15 protein-coding genes, 6 tRNA genes and 1 riboswitch are annotated in these 18800 nt (G+C 37.1%); of the genes, 3 read left to right on the top strand and 18 right to left on the bottom strand.

What is annotated here, in order from left to right:
- Positions 1-195 precede the first annotated feature (195 nt).
- Positions 196-1020, bottom strand: coding sequence for an undecaprenyl-diphosphate phosphatase (locus tag ACFX4G_RS27580; RefSeq protein WP_013055186.1), 825 nt, complete (start codon positions 1018-1020; stop codon positions 196-198).
- Between the two features lie 457 nt (positions 1021-1477).
- On the opposite strand from ACFX4G_RS27580, the gene ACFX4G_RS27575 reads away from it, so the two are divergent.
- Entirely contained in the window at positions 1478-1768 is a 291-nt protein-coding gene (locus tag ACFX4G_RS27575; protein ID WP_043978114.1) for a hypothetical protein, read from the top strand.
- 81 nt (positions 1769-1849) lie between these two features.
- Positions 1850-1964, top strand: a riboswitch (TPP riboswitch).
- 113 nt (positions 1965-2077) lie between these two features.
- Positions 2078-3847, top strand: a complete 1770-nt coding sequence (gene thiC / locus ACFX4G_RS27570; protein WP_043978116.1) for a phosphomethylpyrimidine synthase ThiC — start codon at positions 2078-2080, stop codon at positions 3845-3847.
- A 279-nt stretch (positions 3848-4126) separates the two neighbouring features.
- On the opposite strand, the gene ACFX4G_RS27565 is transcribed toward thiC, so the two are convergent.
- The 11 genes from ACFX4G_RS27565 to queG form a co-directional block, all read right to left on the bottom strand.
- Positions 4127-4582: a VanZ family protein gene (locus ACFX4G_RS27565; protein WP_228459479.1), complete on the bottom strand. Its 456-nt coding sequence runs from the start codon at positions 4580-4582 to the stop codon at positions 4127-4129.
- 197 nt (positions 4583-4779) lie between these two features.
- Complete coding sequence (locus tag ACFX4G_RS27560; RefSeq protein ID WP_043978122.1) at positions 4780-5892, bottom strand: Ger(x)C family spore germination protein; 1113 nt, start codon at positions 5890-5892, stop codon at positions 4780-4782.
- A complete protein-coding gene (locus ACFX4G_RS27555) occupies positions 5882-6973 on the bottom strand; it encodes a GerAB/ArcD/ProY family transporter (protein WP_043978124.1) in 1092 nt (363 codons plus the stop codon). Before ACFX4G_RS27555 ends, ACFX4G_RS27560 begins: the two co-directional genes overlap by 11 nt.
- Positions 6966-8495 (bottom strand): spore germination protein, encoded by a 1530-nt coding sequence (locus ACFX4G_RS27550; protein WP_377578257.1) that lies wholly within the window; start codon positions 8493-8495, stop codon positions 6966-6968. Before ACFX4G_RS27550 ends, ACFX4G_RS27555 begins: the two co-directional genes overlap by 8 nt.
- Before the next feature lie 104 nt (positions 8496-8599).
- The gene (locus ACFX4G_RS27545; protein WP_043978126.1) at positions 8600-9496 is read right to left on the bottom strand and encodes a cation diffusion facilitator family transporter; all 897 of its coding nucleotides are present in this window, start codon (positions 9494-9496) and stop codon (positions 8600-8602) included.
- Between the two features lie 144 nt (positions 9497-9640).
- On the bottom strand, positions 9641-10672 hold the full coding sequence (locus ACFX4G_RS27540; RefSeq protein ID WP_377578254.1) for a DUF3231 family protein: 1032 nt from the start codon (positions 10670-10672) through the stop codon (positions 9641-9643).
- A 104-nt stretch (positions 10673-10776) separates the two neighbouring features.
- Positions 10777-11991 (bottom strand): sporulation protein YhbH, encoded by a 1215-nt coding sequence (gene yhbH, locus ACFX4G_RS27535; RefSeq protein WP_272911289.1) that lies wholly within the window; start codon positions 11989-11991, stop codon positions 10777-10779.
- A gap of 288 nt (positions 11992-12279) precedes the next feature.
- Positions 12280-14175 (bottom strand): PrkA family serine protein kinase, encoded by a 1896-nt coding sequence (locus ACFX4G_RS27530; protein ID WP_013055179.1) that lies wholly within the window; start codon positions 14173-14175, stop codon positions 12280-12282.
- 458 nt (positions 14176-14633) lie between these two features.
- Positions 14634-15107 (bottom strand): tRNA (uridine(34)/cytosine(34)/5-carboxymethylaminomethyluridine(34)-2'-O)-methyltransferase TrmL, encoded by a 474-nt coding sequence (gene trmL / locus ACFX4G_RS27525; protein ID WP_016762878.1) that lies wholly within the window; start codon positions 15105-15107, stop codon positions 14634-14636.
- 64 nt (positions 15108-15171) lie between these two features.
- Positions 15172-16059 (bottom strand): amidase domain-containing protein, encoded by an 888-nt coding sequence (locus tag ACFX4G_RS27520; protein ID WP_013081558.1) that lies wholly within the window; start codon positions 16057-16059, stop codon positions 15172-15174.
- A gap of 72 nt (positions 16060-16131) precedes the next feature.
- A complete protein-coding gene (gene queG, locus ACFX4G_RS27515) occupies positions 16132-17268 on the bottom strand; it encodes a tRNA epoxyqueuosine(34) reductase QueG (protein ID WP_016762876.1) in 1137 nt (378 codons plus the stop codon).
- A 129-nt stretch (positions 17269-17397) separates the two neighbouring features.
- Here queG and ACFX4G_RS27510 point away from each other — a divergent pair, with 129 nt between their 5' ends.
- Positions 17398-18063, top strand: a complete 666-nt coding sequence (locus ACFX4G_RS27510; protein WP_162215197.1) for a B3/B4 domain-containing protein — start codon at positions 17398-17400, stop codon at positions 18061-18063.
- A 115-nt stretch (positions 18064-18178) separates the two neighbouring features.
- On the opposite strand, the gene ACFX4G_RS27505 is transcribed toward ACFX4G_RS27510, so the two are convergent.
- The 6 genes from ACFX4G_RS27505 to ACFX4G_RS27480 form a co-directional block, all read right to left on the bottom strand.
- Positions 18179-18252: transfer RNA gene (locus ACFX4G_RS27505), tRNA-Gly, on the bottom strand.
- A gap of 72 nt (positions 18253-18324) precedes the next feature.
- Positions 18325-18406: transfer RNA gene (locus ACFX4G_RS27500), tRNA-Leu, on the bottom strand.
- A 30-nt stretch (positions 18407-18436) separates the two neighbouring features.
- A tRNA-Leu gene (locus ACFX4G_RS27495) sits at positions 18437-18525 on the bottom strand.
- A 14-nt stretch (positions 18526-18539) separates the two neighbouring features.
- Positions 18540-18613: transfer RNA gene (locus ACFX4G_RS27490), tRNA-Cys, on the bottom strand.
- A 32-nt stretch (positions 18614-18645) separates the two neighbouring features.
- Positions 18646-18720: transfer RNA gene (locus ACFX4G_RS27485), tRNA-Gly, on the bottom strand.
- Positions 18721-18725: 5 nt separating this feature from the next.
- Positions 18726-18800: transfer RNA gene (locus ACFX4G_RS27480), tRNA-Gln, on the bottom strand.

The following is an 18800-nucleotide window of genomic DNA, read 5'->3' as shown; positions in this document are numbered from 1 at the left end:
ACTTAACTTTATACTGCACAAATATTAATTTACTATTTTTCGACACGTTTTGTCAATACCCATGTTTATAAAACGCTTTCAAAAGGCGATAATATATATTTATACAAAAAAGCTATTGCAATGTTGCAATAGCTTTTTCTTGCTCTTTGAGTCTCTATTAGAAGTTTAAGGGACTAAAGAACACGCATGTTTATTTTATAAAAATACAAAATATAGAATAGCTGCTAACACAATTCGATATAGTGCAAATGGTACTAATTTGATACGATTAATTAATTTCAGGAAAAAGCGAATAGACACCAGCGCAAAAATAAAGGCGCTGATAAAACCAGCAATAAAAAACGGTAGTGCATCTGATGTGAAATACTGCCAGTTTTTAACCAATGAAAGTCCACTTGCTCCTGCCATGATTGGCACTGCCATAATAAATGTAAAATCTGCCGCTGCCTTATGGCTCATTCCAAGAAGAACCCCTCCTGAAATCGTTGAGCCTGAACGAGAAAAACCTGGCCAAAGAGCAATACATTGAAACAGTCCTATACCCAGTGCTTGTCCATAAGACATTTGGTCCACCGTCTCTACACGCGGACGTTTAGGTCCAAACAAATCTGCTAGAATCATTAATACAGCTCCGACTACTAAGCCAATTAGCACCGTATTTAAAGAAAACAAATGTTCATCAATGTAATCATCAAACAAAAGACCTAACACTCCTGCGGGTAACAGACCAACAATTACTTGCATTAAATTCAAACGATTTGTCGGTCCAATTGGAGCGGCTGGCTTTTTTCCCAATCCTAATAAATTAATGAAACGATCTTTAAAAATAACTACTACTGCTAAGATCGACCCTAGCTGAATAACAATTTTAAATGTATTAGCTACGGGAGATGAAAATAATTCTTTTGAATTTAACCACAGGTCATCCACAATAATCATATGCCCAGTTGACGAAACAGGAGCAAACTCTGTTAAACCTTCTACAATCCCTAAAATGATTGCTACAATAATTTCCCACATAAAGCTATATACCTTGCCTTTCTTTCAAATTAATAAGCTTATCGCTTCGTTTTCCATGCTCAACTATTTTCCTATTTTGACACTTGCTTTTTTATCATAATTGTTAAAACTATGAAATACAATGTGTATTTGCAAAAAGATAAGAATCTTTAATAATTTGTAATAAAAACCTTACATGCTATAACCAAAAAACAAGATATCAGCTTTTATTTGTTTTAAAAAGCAGTCGCTATGTTCGGTATAAATTCCGGGTCCTTAGCTAAAAATGAATCATCTAGACTATTTTTCTTTAGTGTGAAAAAATGACTAAATCATTATGTTTTTTCCATCCCCTTTACTGTCATCTATCATTTTAATCAACTAGTGCTTGCTTATACGACATATCCCCTAAGTAATTTGAAACTTTTTTCTCTCTTTTCTCGTATATAGTAGTATCTTTTTTAGGAGGCTTTTTACTATGAATGGAAATGTACGTACAATGAAATGGGTCACTGCTGGGTATGAAGCCTTGCTGGGAATTCCTTTAATTGGCGCGGGGATTGTTATGGGCTTTAGTTATACTCCTCTTTTTATTGGATTTATTCTTCATGCTATCACACTCATTTTAGCTAATAGACGAGGGTTATCTGCGTATGGAAACATACTAGGGATTGTTACTTCACTGGTTGCTTGGATTCCATTTTTAGGGTTTGTTATGCACATTATTACAGCTATTGTGATTGCAATCGATGCTGCTAGACAACGTTGATTGTCTAGCTTTTTTTATTTAAGGGTTGATTTTTTACCGAATGATGGTAAACTTAAGCCGTAAATTGAATAATTTAAATGTTATTTCTACTAGGGGTGTCTGATAGCTCAGACTGAGAGAAGAGTGCTATAAAACTCTTTAACCCTTTGAACCTGATTTGGGTTATACCAGCGGAGGGAAGTAGTCTTGAAAAGAATAGTATATGTTTATTCTTTTTTCGCCTATTCCATCGGGTTCTGTCTATCACAGAACCCGATTTTTTTATGGTTCGGTATAGCTACACTTTATGCGAAACCGGAGGAATATGTAATGTCAAAACAAAATGTATCAGTTTCTATGAAAAAGCCTTTTCCAAACAGTCACAAAGTATATGTCCAAGGATCCAGAGAAGATCTTAAAGTGCCTATGCGTGAAATCCATCAGTCTCCTACTACAGGATCTTTTGGGGAAGAAGAAAATAATCCCGTACGTGTATACGACACGAGTGGTGTTTATACAGATCCCTGTTATGAAATTAATTTACAAAAAGGATTACCGGCTCTGCGCGAAAAGTGGATTGCAGAACGAAACGATGTAGAAACATATCAAGGCCGTACGGTTCAGCCACAGGATAACGGTTATTATGATGGTGATCCAAGAGATCAGTACGAGCGCTTTATCACTAATCGTTTACCTTTGCGCGCGAAAAAAAATCAAAATGTAACGCAAATGCACTATGCGAAAAAAGGAATCATCACGCCCGAAATGGAATTTATCGCTATTCGTGAACAGATGGATCCTGAAGTCGTGCGTGAAGAAGTAGCAAGAGGACGTGCCATTATCCCTAATAATATCAATCACCCTGAGAGCGAACCGATGATTATCGGCCGCAAATTCCACGTAAAAATCAATGCTAATATCGGAAATTCAGCTATTCGTTCAGCTATTGAAGATGAAGTAGAAAAAATGACATGGGCAACGCGTTGGGGAGCCGATACAATTATGGATTTATCAACAGGAAAGGATATCCACACAACGCGCGAATGGATTATCCGCAACTCGCCTGTTCCTGTAGGGACTGTTCCTATTTACCAAGCGCTTGAAAAAGTAAAAGGTGTTGCAGAAGATCTAACGTGGGAAGCATATCGCGATACATTAATTGAACAAGCGGAGCAAGGTGTTGATTACTTTACTATTCACGCAGGTGTTCTTTTACGCTATATTCCTCTGACAGCGAAACGTACGACAGGTATTGTTTCACGCGGAGGATCCATCTTGGCGCAGTGGTGTTTAGCTCATCATGAAGAGAACTTTTTATATACTCGCTTTGAAGAAATCTGTGAAATCTGTAAAGCATACGATATTTCTATTTCGCTTGGCGATGGGCTGCGTCCTGGTTCCATTGCAGATGCTAATGATGAGGCACAGTTCGGTGAATTAGAAACGCTTGGTGAATTAACTAAAATTGCTTGGAAACACGATGTTCAAGTTATGATTGAAGGCCCTGGACATGTCCCTATGCACCTCATCAAAGAAAACGTAGATAAACAAATGGAAATATGCCAAGAAGCTCCCTTCTATACTCTTGGACCGCTTACAACCGACATCGCTCCAGGCTATGACCATATTACATCAGGTATCGGGGCTGCAATGATTGGCTGGTTTGGGACAGCTATGCTTTGCTACGTAACCCCAAAAGAACATTTAGGTCTGCCAAATAAAGAAGACGTTCGAGAAGGCGTTATCACCTATAAAATTGCTGCGCATGCCGCTGACCTAGCAAAAGGCCATCCAGGAGCACAAAAACGCGATAACGCGCTGTCTAAAGCAAGATTTGAATTTAGATGGAATGATCAATTTAACCTGTCACTAGATCCAGAGCGCGCAAAAGAATATCACGATGAAACACTTCCCGCTGAAGGTGCTAAAACAGCCCATTTCTGTTCAATGTGTGGACCTAAATTCTGTTCGATGCGTATTTCTCAAGATATTCGTAACATGGCTCAAGAAAATGAAAAAGATGTAAACGAAGTAAGAAAAGAAGGAATGAAAGAAAAAGCTAAAGAGTTTGTTAACAGTGGTTCAAATATCTATCAATAATGAAGTAGAACAGCTTAAAGAACAAATTAAGCAGCTTGAAAGAAAGTTATTATTTGTTCAGCAAAATTGTCAGCACATTATCGTTGAATCCTCACATTCTTCCGTAAGACGCTGCATTAAGTGTTTCTATCAACAAGAGGCAGTGGCTAGGACAAAAGTATTTTAGTTGAAGAAAGATCCGAACGATTCATCGTTCGGATCTTTTCATTGTGATGGTAAACGTAGACTTCATATCTGTAGCTGCTTTCTAGCTATTGATTCAGTTATGTCTCCATCTCTTTATCTTTTTTTGAAACGTGCTTTCAGCACGTTCTTGACCCAATATAGTATTTTAATAATAACCCAGCCTATAAATGTACCTAGCGTATTCAAAAAGATATCATCAATATCAAATACTCGTTCCGTTAGCTTGTACTGTAAAATTTCAATCAGAAAACTGATTAAGAAACCCGTCGTAAACACTTGAATAAAACCGTCAAACCACTTCATAAACAAAGGAATAAACATTCCAAGCGGCGCAAACATCACGATATTCCCCAGTATATTTGTCAGAGTGAGCATTATATTCCCGCTGTCCCACATCAGACGGATCGTGCTAAATAAATCCAAGTTCATTGCTTTTCCGTAAACATGTTCGTTTTCCCGTATGAGAGTAGCATAAATGACCACTGCTGTATATGCAATAAATAGAATGAACATGACTTTTTTAACGATTGACCTGATGCTTACATTCACTTCAACATCACCTTCTTTGACTCCCAAAACCGTTTATTATTATCTATATGTACCCGTCCACTGCTTTCATTCGTAGTGAATGCATTTACATGCTTTTTTATCCTATCACATCAATAAATAAATACAATTCCCTTTTTATTATTTTGTAAACTAAAATTTTTTCACTTAAAAAAGCCATGCTTTTCGCATGACTTTTGTTAATTAATAATTCCACGATGGATAATTTCCACTTGTACTTTCGGATTAATCGAGATGTTTTTATAATCCTGTCTCCATTTAAGCCTTTCCCATATACTCGGATGATAAGCGGCTACTTCTCTTCCTATTTCAAGAAAATCGCAGTTAGCTTTTTGCAACTTTACAACTACTTTTTCTGCTTTCTTTTGTAGAACTTTTTCAATTTCTTCCTGTACATTTTTTATTAATGCAGGGGATGACATTTCGTTTTTAGTGAATTCATTAATGCTTACTTTTACATGTAGTGGTATGGTCACTTTTACCCCGTGAATCGCATCCGGCTTAACGTTCATCTTTGCTTTAGCGTCTGACACATCATACGATACTACATACTTTTGGTCATGTATGGTAATTTTGTCACTCATAATCATATATTTATCTTTTTGATTTCCTAATAAAAGAAGCACCTTGGATTCCTCAGGATTTAATGTAATGCCTGAAAATTTATCTTTATTAAACAAAGCTGTACCGATTACATCAACGGTCTTATTTTCAGTATTTAATTTCATATAAGGAAGAGCTAGCCCTTTTCCTTCATCAAACAACACGGTACAAAGTGACTGAAGAGTTTCAATTGGTACTAAAGAATTCGCTTCAGCCGTATGAACAACTCCGTCTAAATATTCTCCAATTAGCTCTTCTCCTACTTGCTGTAATTCAACGATAGTACTCGGCTTTCCTTCGACAATGACATACTTAGCCGTCAAAGGACTTTCTGGTGTACGATATAAAACGTCTGATAATTCTAGTATACCTTCTTTAGCTAATCGATCTTCAAATAAAATTATTCTCTTTTTAGCAGACATTACAATTCCAGAAACCTGCTGGTTAATTTTTGTTCGATCATCCCGAGGTGATTCTCCTGCCACATGGTAGGTTTTATTCACTAAAATCCCTTCTTTAGAAGTGTACGAGCGGATCGCAATAGTAGAAATCACCTTATTTCCTTTCTTTTTTTCATAAGCCACTGTAGACAAAAACATCGTATCTTTTAGCATTTTTTGATCCCAGCATCCTGTTAAAAAACTTAGAACTAAACATACATTGAAGATCTTGATAAGTTTATGCTTCATTTTTTACTGTTCCTTTTCTTATCCATGATAGAATTAACAAACAAATAGGAATACAGAAAATGAATACGTAAATTAAATAGTTAGTTGCCTGTGATAAAGCTGTCACAAGATTATCCGTTTTTGAAAAATAAATGGAAAGACCTGTTACGAATATCAATACAATTGGAACAAACGGACGGTGAGTTTTCTTTTTGAATATTTCCTGCATGCCTACACTTGAAATATACACGTACATAATAAGGGACGTAATAACAGAAATAATCCAAAAGGTAATAAAAACCAAGTCTATTCGTTCAATAACTGAGTTTTGCGTCGCCTTCAAAATGTACAAAACCGGTTCTGGTACGATTAAGATTTCATCCGGACTAAAAAACAAATAACAAGCAATGATGATATATACATATAAAACGGTAACGATACAATTACTAAGCATGACCATCTTTAATGTCATAGTAGATTTTGCCTTTACAAATGGAGCTAAAATCAAAATCGCTTCAAAACCTAGCATTGAAATACTTCCCTCTTTTGACGCCAGCAAGATATTTTGAATACCGCTGTGCCCAATCGGAAACAGGTACCGGACATCAGCCTCTTTATAAGCATTCGATATCAACAGCACTAAAATAATTAAAAATACGGATACAATTGTAAAGAAACGCCCTATATTGCGGACATTCTCTTTTGCAAAATACAGCGCAATCACAACTAATAAAAGGACCAAAACATACGCTGGCGTTAAGTGGTACAGCCAGCGCTTTAACACGTTTACATACAAAACAGTAATAACACTTGAAACAATGATGTAATAAAATACATATCCTATATTTAAAAAATTACCTACCCACTTGCCAAGCAGCTTGCTAGTCATCTGATATAAAGTTAGACCTGGCAAACGATGCGTTAATCCCCAGTGGAATAATGTAATTACTTGAATAATACACCCGCTAATTAACATTGAAATCCAGCCGTCCGTATGCGCCGTCTTAAATAAGTTATAAGGTAACCCTAAAACACCAATACCAATTTGCGTTTGTAAAATGATAAAGAACAGCTGACTGACTGAAATACTATTTTTATTCATTTGAATCCCAATTCCTTATCGCTTTTTGACGTTGGCGTTTTTGAGGCTTAGCGTTAGCAGGTCTTTCATTCAAATAGATCTGATGCATCCTCATAAAAACATCCTTTAAACCAGAAATTTTAAAGGGCGCAAAAGGGATTAAGTAAGGCATCGTAATAGACTCTAAAATAACTAAATGCATAACAATAAGAACTAATACAAAGACAATACCCAAGTAGCCAAAAACTGCTGCTCCAATCATCATCGGAAAACTTAAAATTCGCAGCGTAGTGCTCATTTCGTTTGATGGCACAACAAAGGAAGAAACGGCTGTTAGAGCAATAACAATAATCATCATATTTGAAACTAAACTCGCCTCAACAATTGCTGTACCGATAACTAACCCTCCAACTACCCCAATCGTTTGAGCAATTGAAGAAGGCAGCCGAAGAGAAGCCTCTTTTAGTAACTCTAATATTAAAACCATAATAAACGCTTCTACTATCGGAGGAAACGGAACGTTCTCAAGAGAACCTTTTACTGTAAAAACTAAGTCCAAAGGAATCAATTCATAATGAAAAGAAATCGTTGCAATATAAATTGCAGGTAAGCTCATAGCTACAAAAAAGCTGAATATACGTAAAAGGCGGAAAAATGAGCCATAAAGTGCACGCGTATTATAATCTTCAGGCGATTGATAAAAAGAGAAAAAATTAACGGGAGCAATCAACGCAGAGCTATTTCCATTTGTTAGCACTGCCATTCTTCCTTCTAACAGATTGCCCATTACCCGATCCGGCCTTTCGGTGTTCAACAGCTGAGGAAATGGTGAAAGAGGCGAATCTTCTAGAGCCTCTTCAATGATACTCCCACTATCCACTCCATCCACTTCAATTTGTTGGATACGATTAATGATCGTATTACAAATCTCTACGTTAGCTATATTTTTCAAATATAAAACCGCTACTCGCGTGCGTGAAATACTTCCTACTTCGATATAACGTACAATAAGGCTTCCATCTAAAAACCTTTGTCTCATCAAGTTCAAATTTTTATCTAAGCTCTCCACAAAGCTTTCTTGAGACCCCCTGATTATTTTCTCATTCAGCGCTTGGTTCACTTCTCTTGTAGCTGTTTTTGTGGAATCAATTGCATAAACCAACGGATCATTCTCGATTAATAGAAGAGAAGCACCTCGACTCATTAAACTAATCATTTCATCCAAATCTTTTGTAGGAGTAATAGAAGCAGCCTGAATGACTTCTTTTATCTCCCCTTCTTTTTCTATTAATAACGGTTTGATAACATGATCATTTAACTTGATTGAATCCATAAGGGGCACAAAATAGACTAAAAGCGCACGCTCATGATTAAATTTCAGCCACCTTTGCCCTATATCACTCGTATAGTCTAACCTTTCTTCCAGCATTTTTAGAATTTCTTCTACATTTGTGCCAAGTTCAATTTCTGTTTTTGGCTCTTTTTCTTCAAGGGAGATAGGACTTTTTGTTCGCTTAGGCCTTCGTTTAATTAACAGTGCCACTCACCTGCCTCGATGTCTCTTGTTATTATTCATTGTTTCTAAAAAAATGAATAGTATGTAAAAAAATGCAAAAAGACGCAGCGGAAAATTTTCGCTGCGTCTTTTTAATCTGGATAATAAGGATTCAAATGGATTAATACTTCCTGAATATTATCATGCTTTTTCATAAGTGTTGCTTTGATTTCTCGTCCTAAATCATGACCTTCCTTAATTGTTTTAAAGTGGTCAATTGAAATACGTACATCCACTAATATGTAATGGCCATGTTCTCTTGCTCGAACGCGATCAATCCGCTTCACATCTTCAAATTCATAAATGCTTTCTTCAAGTTCTTTCAGTAGCTCTTCATCAATATTGCCTTCCATTAAGATTTGAAAAGACTCTCCCATCATTTGTCTGGCAATGTTAAAAATTAAATAAGCAACAAAGATGCTTGCTATTTTATCTCCGTATAACAGCAGTTGAACATTCATTTTATCACCAATAATCGATAATAAAACGCCAATTGCCGCTGCAATAGAAGCAACAATATCTGCTTTATGATCAAAGGCAATTGCCTCAATTGCCTTACTGTGGTGCTGCTTCGCTACGTTTAAAGAATAACGGTACAACAATACCTTTGCTATGTATGAAATAACAGCAATCCACATGGCTAAAATATTTGGAGATTCAACCGGATGGAATAAACCAACGACTCCTTCAAATACCACATAAAATGATACAAGCAATAAAATAATTCCTACGATTCCTGAGACAATCACTTCTGCTTTTCCATGTCCATATGGATGGTCATCATCTGCTGGTTTATTTGCTACTCGTATAACCAACAAGACAATAATAGAGGCAAATACGTCCGCTGCAGAGTGAATACCATCAGCAAATACAGCATCACTATTTCCAATCCATCCTACTATTACTTTTCCTAGCGTAAGGGCAATATTGCTCCATACGCTAATCCATGCTACTTTTTTCGCAATGGACTCCCTTATACTGTTGTTCATTTGCACACCTCGACTTACTTCTTGAAAAATCAGCTTTTTTATCTTATCACTGCTCATTCAAGTGGGTCTAGAGCAATCTATTTTCGCTTAGCTATATATGTTTCAGTACCGCAAAATTACTGATAACCGACAACATACTCCTTATTATTTCTCCGCCAACTTCTTACGGTCTGTTGACATTGGAGGTTCTTCCATCCAACCTTGCTCAATCATAATCCGAATTCCATCTTTTCCATACTTCCCTATACGCCCGATTAGCTGAGAAAATTCTAATGCGACATCCGAACGGAACGACATAGACAAGCCAGCACCACAGTTATCAATAGCGATCGTCACCGCTGTGGAAGTATGATACATCATCAGTTTATCTGAAAACGGTGAAATCGTTGAGTTGGTTACATACGCATCAAGCAGACGCGGACTTGGTAGGTCAGCTTCAGACAATAACTCAGTGAATTGCTTGATTTGCTTACTCGCAAGCTTGACTCCATCAAAAAAATAAGAGCGTAATTTTTGTGTGGTAGCTACTTGACTAAATGCCAGCATCAGCGTTTTACCTAATACATTTGTATTAACAATTTCTTGAATAGCCGTAACCTCCAAAGAAGTTAGAGGATGCATTTGAGAGAAAAATGGTGATATAAACGTTTTATGATCCACAAAATTTACTTTTACAGGATAAGGAATAACTGGAGGTCTCATTAGCATGCTTTTTCTTAAAATAACGTGGTTAGAATCCTCTAAAAGACTGTCGCTTTCTTTTACACATCGAGACAGGTGATCATAAATATCTTGCCTTCTCACTGCGCTTAGGGCTCTGGCATATTTTTTCATACCTCCAATTGCCATTTCATTTACATAAATAGCCATAAAAATATCATCAAATAAAGCAGGAACTCCTTTGTTCACATCTTGTTCCCCAAAACCTACTGGTATTGGAATTTTTTCCGAACTGAATAATTCCGTCAATTCGTCTACATGAGTTTGTGAAATCTGATGGGCTCTTTTTAAGAGATCCTTAATCTCGGCATCTTTTACAACAGATAGAAAATACCCAAGAACACATACATACAGCGTATCGCCTAAATATTGCGCCCATAAGTAACCTAACTCAGCTGCGTTCAACCGCTGATTTTGTTGATGTTTTTGCATTTCGCTCTTTATATTTTCGTTCATTCACTTATTCTCCTTTTGGATAAAGTCGTACTTTTACTATCTCCAAAGAAGCGCTGAATAAACCGCATAAAAAAGACCTAGATAACAAGTCTAGGCCTTTTAGGTTAAGCATATTTCTGGTCTTCTGTTTCTTTTCTAAAAAAGCTTTTCATCGCGTGAAAAACGTCTGATTTTTGTTTTAAAATAAAGTGTCTAAAACTTTCGTCTTGAATATTTTTGTACGCAGACATTAAAGTGGAATGTCGATTGTACTGATTCACTTCCCCATATCCAAACATATTTGACACTTTCATTAATTCATTTACTAACTTTACACACCTTGCGTTATCTGAAGTTAAGTTATCGCCATCTGAAAAATGAAACGGGTAAATATTATAGCGGCTCGGATCATACTTTTGGTTAATTAATTCAAGCGCTTTTCGGTAAGCAGATGAACAGATAGTTCCTCCGCTTTCTCCTTTAGAGAAAAAGTCTTCTTCTGATACTACTTTTGCCTCTGTATGATGCGCAATAAATTCAATTTCCACTGTTTCATATTTCGTACGTAAAAAGCGTGTCATCCAAAAGAAAAAACTTCTTGCCATATACTTTTCCCATATGCCCATCGAACCGCTCGTATCCATCATAGCTAAGACGACTGCTTTCGATTCTGGCTTTATAACTTCATTCCACGTTTTGAATTTTAAATCCTCCGGATAAATAGGATGAAAAGCAGCCTTTCCTGTCATTGCGTTTCGCTTGTAAGCGCTCATCATCGTTCGTTTTTTATCGATATTCCCCATCAAACCTGTACGTCGTATATCATTAAACTCAATGTGCTCCACAACAATTTGATCAGATTCTTTTCGCTGAAGATTAGGCAGTTCTAATTGAGCAAATAAAGCCTCTTGAAGCTCCATAAGAGACACTTCTGCTTCAAAGTAGTCTTCTCCAGCCTGGTCCCCTGCTCCTTGACCTTTTCCTGCTCCTTTTTGACCATCTCCAGCAGATCCATCACGTGCTACTACATCCCCAACTTTACTGTCTCCATCACCTTGACCCACATGTTTGTTTTTATCATAATTGTACCGAATTCGATATTCATCCAATGATTTGATCGGAATTTTAACAACTTCTCTTCCATTGGACATCACGATATTTTCTTCTGTAATTAAATCCGGTAAATTATTTTTAATTGCTTCTTTAATTTTTTCTTGATGTCTTTTTTGATCATCGTGGCCTTTACGATGGAGGGACCAGTCTTCTTTTGAGACAGCAAAACTTTTATCTACTTCTTTTCCCACGCTATTCCCCTCCTTATTTAAAAAACACCTGCACATTTTTACTCGGCATGCATAAGCTATACCGAAAGTTTCTGACAAATACCTTTAGTTCAAAGGTTGGTTACTCTTATCCTATGCGCAAGAATGGTATACTTGCTAACTAATTCTTTCACTATTAACTATTCATTTTATAGTGTCTAGTGTCATGTATATGTTTATGACTTATCATATGATGGTTAAGTGCAATGCGTACTACACATTAGCCTAATTATGCAGAGTTTATTTTAAGAGATAAGAAAAACATGGCACAGATCGGAAGTGCCATGTTTTCTTGTTAGTACTGAGTTATCGATTTAACAAACTTCCTACATAGCGCAGCAGTTCATTAGCAGATACTGAATTGTATCCATGCTCATCAATCAATCGAGCCACTACTTCATTTACTTTCTTCAGCTGCTGCTCATCTGGTGTTTTAGTGGACGTTGTAATTTTCACTACGTCTTTTAAATCCGCAAACAATTTTTTCTGAATCGCTTCGCGTAAGCGCTCATGGGAATTATAATCAAATCGTTTTCCTTTACGTGCATAAGCCGAAATACGAATTAAGATTTCTTCGCGGAATGCTTTTTTTGCATTTTCTGAAATACCAATTTGTTCTTCAATTGAACGCATTAATTTATCATCTGGATTTAACTCTTCTCCTGTTAGCGGATCACGAAGCTTATTTTTGTTGCAGTATGCTTCGACATTATCTAAATAATTATCCATTAATGTTTTAGCGGACTCTTCATACGAATAAACGAAGGCTTTTTGCACTTCTTTTTTAGCAATTTCATCATATTCTTTACGCGCCAGAGAAATATAATTCAGGTAACGCTCTCGATCCTCAGCAGAAATAGATGCATGCTGTGCTAGCCCTTCTTTCAATGAACGCAGTACATCTAATGCATTGATTGATTTAATATCTTTTCGAATGATGGTAGATGAAATGCGATTAATGACATAACGAGGATCAATACCGCTCATTCCTTCATCCGTATACTCTTTTTGTAACTCTTCTACGTCTGCATCGTTATAGCCTTCTACAGATTGACCGTCGTATAGGCGCATTTTCTTTAATAAATCGATATCGCCTTTTTTAGGCTCTTTTAATCTCGTTAATGTAGTAAAGATAGACGCAATACGTAACGTATGAGGGGCAATATGAACATCTGATACGTCACTTTCACGAATCATTTTGTCATAAATTTTTTCCTCATCACTCACTTTTAAGTTATATGGAACAGGCATTACAATAATTCGTGAATGCAAAGCTTCATTTTTCTTATTGGAAATAAACGAGCGATACTCTGTTTCATTTGTATGCGCTACGATTAATTCATCTGCACTAATTAAAGCAAATCTTCCTGCTTTAAAGTTTCCTTCTTGGGTTAAAGAGAGTAAATGCCATAAAAATTTCTCATCACATTTTAACATCTCCTGGAACTCCATCATTCCCCGGTTTGCTTTATTAAGCTCTCCGTCAAAGCGGTAAGCACGCGGATCTGACTCAGATCCATACTCTGCAATTGTTGAAAAGTCAATGCTTCCTGTTAGGTCGGCAATGTCTTGAGATTTCGGATCAGAAGGACTGAACGTTCCAATTCCAGTTCGTTTGTCCTCTGAGAAGAAAATGCGTTCGATAATGACGTCTTCAATTCTCCCGCCATACTCTTCCTCTAATCGCATTGTATTTAAAGGAGATAAGTTTCCTTCGATTCGGATACCATACTCTTCAAAGAAGTCTTTACGCAAATGATGTGGAATTAAATGCAGCGGATCTTCATGCATTGGGCATCCTTTAATAGCGTAAACAGCTCCTCGATCAGTAAGCGAATAAGCTTCAAGCCCTCTTTTTAACATGGTCACTAGCGTCGATTTACCACCACTTACTGGACCCATTAAAAGTAAAATACGTTTACGAACATCTAAACGCTTTGCAGCTGGATGAAAATATTCTTCCACCAAGCGTTCTAGCGAATCTTCAAGTCCAAACATTTGTCCACTGAAAAATTTATAATGTCTTTTACCATTTACCTCTTCAATTCCTGCATCCTTTATCATGTTGTATACTCTAGAGTGTGCAGGCTGAGCAATTAAAGGCTCATCTTTAATCAGCTTTAGGTACTCTTCAAATGTCCCTTCCCACTTAAGACGATTCTCTTCTTCGCGGTATCTTTCAACTTTCTTTAATATATCCATTAAAGGACCTCCCCTACTAGTTATGGTGCTAGTGAACAAGATTAATACAATCTATGCAGCAAAATGTTTGAACATGCTTTTTAAATTGTAAAATTCAGAAATTTGTCCTTGCTAGGCATTCACAGTAAAGTATTTATTAGCTATAATAAAAGAGTAAGAAGGAACGGCTAAACTTTGTTAGAGAACTTATGTCTCTAGAAGAGTTATTTTGTCATTATTATCATCATGAGATATGGGAAGTCGGTTTTAACTGCAGTAGCTATATAATCCTTTTAATTAGATTGAGGAGGAAAATCAATGCGCTTACTTTTAGTATTAGGAGTAACAATTGCTTTTTTAGCATCCATCTTCAGAGCGGGATACAATGATAAACCGGGCGTTAAAAAATAACCACTACATATCATCGTCGACATAAATAAAAAAGCGAGGTTCAATAAAATTTGAACCTCGCTTTTTACTTAAGATAAACCAGCATAATTTTGTTGACGCAGCGCTTCATAGATTAAAATAGCTGCTGTATTAGATAAATTTAAAGAACGAACATTTTCTGTCATCGGTAAACGAAGACATCTTTCCATGTTCTCTTCAATAATGTGCTTTGGCAGACCCTTTGTTTCTCTTCCAAATACGAAGAAATGATCCTGCTCTAAGTCACTATAATCAAATGTTGTGTGTGGCTGCTGACCAAATTTTGTGATGAAGTAGAAACCTGCTTCAGGATACTTTTCGAATACTTCCTCTAATGAATCATGATACACCACATTTACAAATTCCCAATAATCCAATCCAGCTCGCTTTAACATTTTATCATCTGTTGAAAAGCCTAACGGACGAACTAAATGCAGCGTCGTATTTGTTGCTGCACATGTTCGCGCAATATTTCCTGTATTTGCTGGAATTTCTGGTTGAAATAACACTACGTGTACTCCCACAAATTTTCACCTCTGCTAACAAATCTATTCATCATTATACCACTAACTTGCTAAAACGAAAGACTTACCGATCAACGATATGGAAAAAATCATACTTAATCTTTGGCGTGTAAGCCGTTGAATCTTCATAAGCCCAATATCTCATTCGACTATTATACGTGTTCGCATTCACAAGAGGCATACCGTGACCGTCTTTTGCTACAACAATCGTCGTATGATTCCATCTTCCATCTCCTTCAAAATCGTAGCAGATAACGTCTCCCGGGACAAGTTCGCTTGCTGAAGATTTCCTCACAGCCCGAAGTCCTGATTTGGAGTTACTTAAATAGCTGTGCATGGAATGAGCAACTGCCCAGCTATAGCTCCAGGCGTTCCCTCTCATCCACCATCCGTTTGCTTTTTTAGGATATCCCCGCATCGGCGCCTTTCCTGCATGCAAACACTGTGAAATATAGTTGGTGCAGTTTACCTCAAACTGCTTATAACTTTCATTAGGTTTATCCCAATGTTTTTCTGCATACTGAACAGCCGCAAGACGATCATAATAAGAGGCTCTTTCTTCGTCTTCCTCTACTTCTTCTACATCCATTTCAACCTTATCTTCAGAAAAACCCTTTACCAGCAGCTCATCTTGAATAAGCGTATCTTTATAAAAAAGAGCTAAACGATCTTCAATTTCTTCTTCTATATAGAAAAAATCGTTTTGTTTTAAAAATGCCTGAATGTGCACCTTATATAATACTCTTGTTTCTTCCTGATCCGTATGAGCAGATTGAATAGAACCTTTCATATTACATTTTAAAACATCAACTTCTCTTTTTTTTATAAGAGACCGCTTTAGCTCACACTGATGTTCAATGAAAGGCTTAAAGTCTTCATGAAGCTCACCTTTTACATAGCTGTCCGCACGCGCTTTAATTAAAGTATATAATACATTCCTTTTTGTTAGCATAATGTCACCACTTTTCTAAGCGTTTATTATACGCTATGACTCATTAGCTAACTTTATCAATAAAAATACGGTTTAGATCTCTTGAAGCATCTCTATACCTTTTGACATTTCTTCAATTACTTCTTGGTCCTTTTCTTTTTCTCTTAAGTTCATAAGTATATCTAACGCTTCTTTATCGCCAATTTTGCCTAACGCCCATGCCGCTGTTCCTCGAATGACAGGGCGAACGTCATTTTTAATTAACTCAATTAAATCTGGAACGGCGGTTTGATCTTTAAAATGGGCCAGTGCAATAATGGCATTACGCTGAATTGGCTTTTTCCCTCTCCAAGAACCTGAAACATGTCCAAATTTCTCTTTGAATTCACGATTACTCATCGTTAAGAGCGGTTTTAATTTAGGCTTCGCAAGTTCTGGGTCAGGCTCCATCTCAGGGTGAAAATGAAAGTCTTTTCCTTTATTTTCAGGACACACAGTTTGACATGTATCACAGCCATATAAACGATTGCCTAATTTACTTCGAAATTCTTCAGCTAAAAATCCTTTTGTTTGGGTTAAAAAGGCAATGCATCGCTGCGAATTCAGCTGACCGCCTGTTACAAGCGCACCCGTAGGACACGCATCAACACACTTATTACAAGTACCACAACCGTCCTCTATCGGTTTATCAGGAGGAAACGGGATATCTGTAATCATTTCTCCTAAATACACGTAGGAACCAAATTCAGGTGTAATAATCGCACAGTTCTTACCGCTCCAGCCAATACCAGCTCTTTCTGCTACAGCTCGGTCCGACAGCTCACCTGTGTCTACCATCGATTGAAGGATAGCTGCAGGTACTTTTTCTTTTATGAAGGTTTCAAGCTTTTGAAGCCTATCACGTAGAACCGTATGATAATCTTGCCCCCAAGAAGCACGGCAAAAGATTCCACGGCGATCTTCCTTTGTGCTCTTTGGTGCATCCTTTAATTTAGAAGGATACGCAAGTGCAATTGAAATAATCGATCTAGCTTTTGGAACAACTAATGTGGGATCTACTCTCTTTTCAATATCAGGTTCTTCAAAGCCTGAAGCATAACCTAACTCTTGCTGTGCTAACAATCGATTCTTTAACTCATCAAACATGGAAGCACTCGCAAATCCAATCTTATCGATTCCAATCTCTTTGCTGTATGAAATAATTTCTTCCTTCAACTGATACGCATTCATAGTGAATAATGGCCTCCTTTCTAAGAAATTCTATATATTCATGCATTGAACTGTTTTCTCACTCAATGAAATGATAGGATGGTATCTATAAACGAACAAATACTAATTATAATAGAAAGGATCAAAAAAATGAACTTTACATTATCGCCCGCTATTAAACAGCTTTGCCCTTCTTTTAAAATGGGAATCATTCAGTATAAAAATATTGAAGTTGGTGATTCTCCTCAAATGCTAAAAGGACGTCTGCGCCTCTTTCAAGAATCCATTTATTTTGACCTTGAGTCAAAAAAAGTAACAGAATTCGAAGGTGTTAGCGAGTGGAGAAAGCTTTTCAAAACATTTGGAACTGATCCAAGTAAATACCGTCCTTCTATAGAAGCTTTAATTAGAAGAATAGGAAAACAAACGTATTTGCCTTCTATCAATTCTGCTGTGGACATTAACAACTTTTTTTCATTGCAATATGAAGTCCCAATTGGAATTTATGATTCCTCTAATTTAGAAGGCCCCATCGAATTTACTATCGGTAAAAAAGAAGAGTCTTATGAAGCTCTAAATGAACGTAACATTTCTTTAGAAAATAAAATCATTTCTAAAGATGCCCTAGGAGCTTTCGGAAGCCCTTATGTCGATTCTAACCGAGCGTACGTAACTGAAAAGACAACACAAGCTGTACAGTTCATTTATTTAAAGCCTTCACTTTCAGAAGAACGGGCTTATAAACTAACTAAATCCCTAAGTGACATGTTCATTCAAATTCACGGCGGCGCAGCAACCTATCAAGTCATTAACTGATGTACGTAAATATAGCGTCTATCTTTTCAAGATAGACGCTATATTTACGCTAAAAATAAAAAACGCAACATCTCAGCTTTGAAAGCGAGACACTGCGTTGTGATAACAATATGTATGGAGCGGGTGATGAGAATCGAACTCACGACATCAGCTTGGAAGGCTGAGGTTTTACCACTAAACTACACCCGCAAATATTATCAAAATTTGTCGACCGATAAGTAAAAATAAAAACAGGAATCATCCTGTCAAGTAAAGCTAAAGTACCGATGGTCGGGGTCGAACCGACACTCCCGAAGGAACACGATTTTGAGTCGTGCGCGTCTGCCAATTCCGCCACATCGGCAAAATAAAAAAGGCAAGTTAAAATTATAAATGGTGCCGAGGGCCGGACTTGAACCGGCACGGTAGTCACCTACCGCAGGATTTTAAGTCCTGTGTGTCTGCCAATTCCACCACCCCGGCAGCTTGTAAATAAATGGAGGCGGCAACCGGATTTGAACCGGTGATAAAGGTTTTGCAGACCTCTGCCTTACCACTTGGCTATGCCGCCATTTACTCAAGACTAAATAACTTTATTAAAATTGGAGCGGAAGACGAGGTTCGAACTCGCGACCCCCACCTTGGCAAGGTGGTGTTCTACCACTGAACTACTTCCGCATATATGGCTGGGCTAGCTGGATTCGAACCAACGCATGACGGAATCAAAATCCGTTGCCTTACCGCTTGGCGATAGCCCA

The sequence above is a fragment of the Priestia sp. YIM B13486 genome, assembly GCF_042787865.1.
Lineage (GTDB): Bacteria > Bacillota > Bacilli > Bacillales > Bacillaceae_H > Priestia > Priestia megaterium.
This window is presented reverse-complemented; position numbering and strand designations above follow the sequence as displayed.

Excerpts from the sequence above, each read along its gene's own strand:
- ACFX4G_RS27580 (WP_013055186.1), bottom strand. The coding sequence starts at position 1,020 with ATGTGGGAAATTATTGTAGCAATCATTTTAGGGATTGTAGAAGGTTTA.
- ACFX4G_RS27575 (WP_043978114.1), top strand. The coding sequence starts at position 1,478 with ATGAATGGAAATGTACGTACAATGAAATGGGTCACTGCTGGGTATGAA.
- thiC (WP_043978116.1), top strand. The coding sequence starts at position 2,078 with ATGTCAAAACAAAATGTATCAGTTTCTATGAAAAAGCCTTTTCCAAAC.
- ACFX4G_RS27560 (WP_043978122.1), bottom strand. The coding sequence starts at position 5,892 with ATGAAGCATAAACTTATCAAGATCTTCAATGTATGTTTAGTTCTAAGT.
- ACFX4G_RS27555 (WP_043978124.1), bottom strand. The coding sequence starts at position 6,973 with ATGAATAAAAATAGTATTTCAGTCAGTCAGCTGTTCTTTATCATTTTA.
- ACFX4G_RS27545 (WP_043978126.1), bottom strand. The coding sequence starts at position 9,496 with ATGAACAACAGTATAAGGGAGTCCATTGCGAAAAAAGTAGCATGGATT.
- ACFX4G_RS27540 (WP_377578254.1), bottom strand. The coding sequence starts at position 10,672 with ATGAACGAAAATATAAAGAGCGAAATGCAAAAACATCAACAAAATCAG.
- yhbH (WP_272911289.1), bottom strand. The coding sequence starts at position 11,991 with ATGTGCAGGTGTTTTTTAAATAAGGAGGGGAATAGCGTGGGAAAAGAA.
- ACFX4G_RS27530 (WP_013055179.1), bottom strand. The coding sequence starts at position 14,175 with ATGGATATATTAAAGAAAGTTGAAAGATACCGCGAAGAAGAGAATCGT.
- ACFX4G_RS27520 (WP_013081558.1), bottom strand. The coding sequence starts at position 16,059 with ATGCTAACAAAAAGGAATGTATTATATACTTTAATTAAAGCGCGTGCG.
- queG (WP_016762876.1), bottom strand. The coding sequence starts at position 17,268 with ATGAATGCGTATCAGTTGAAGGAAGAAATTATTTCATACAGCAAAGAG.
- ACFX4G_RS27510 (WP_162215197.1), top strand. The coding sequence starts at position 17,398 with ATGAACTTTACATTATCGCCCGCTATTAAACAGCTTTGCCCTTCTTTT.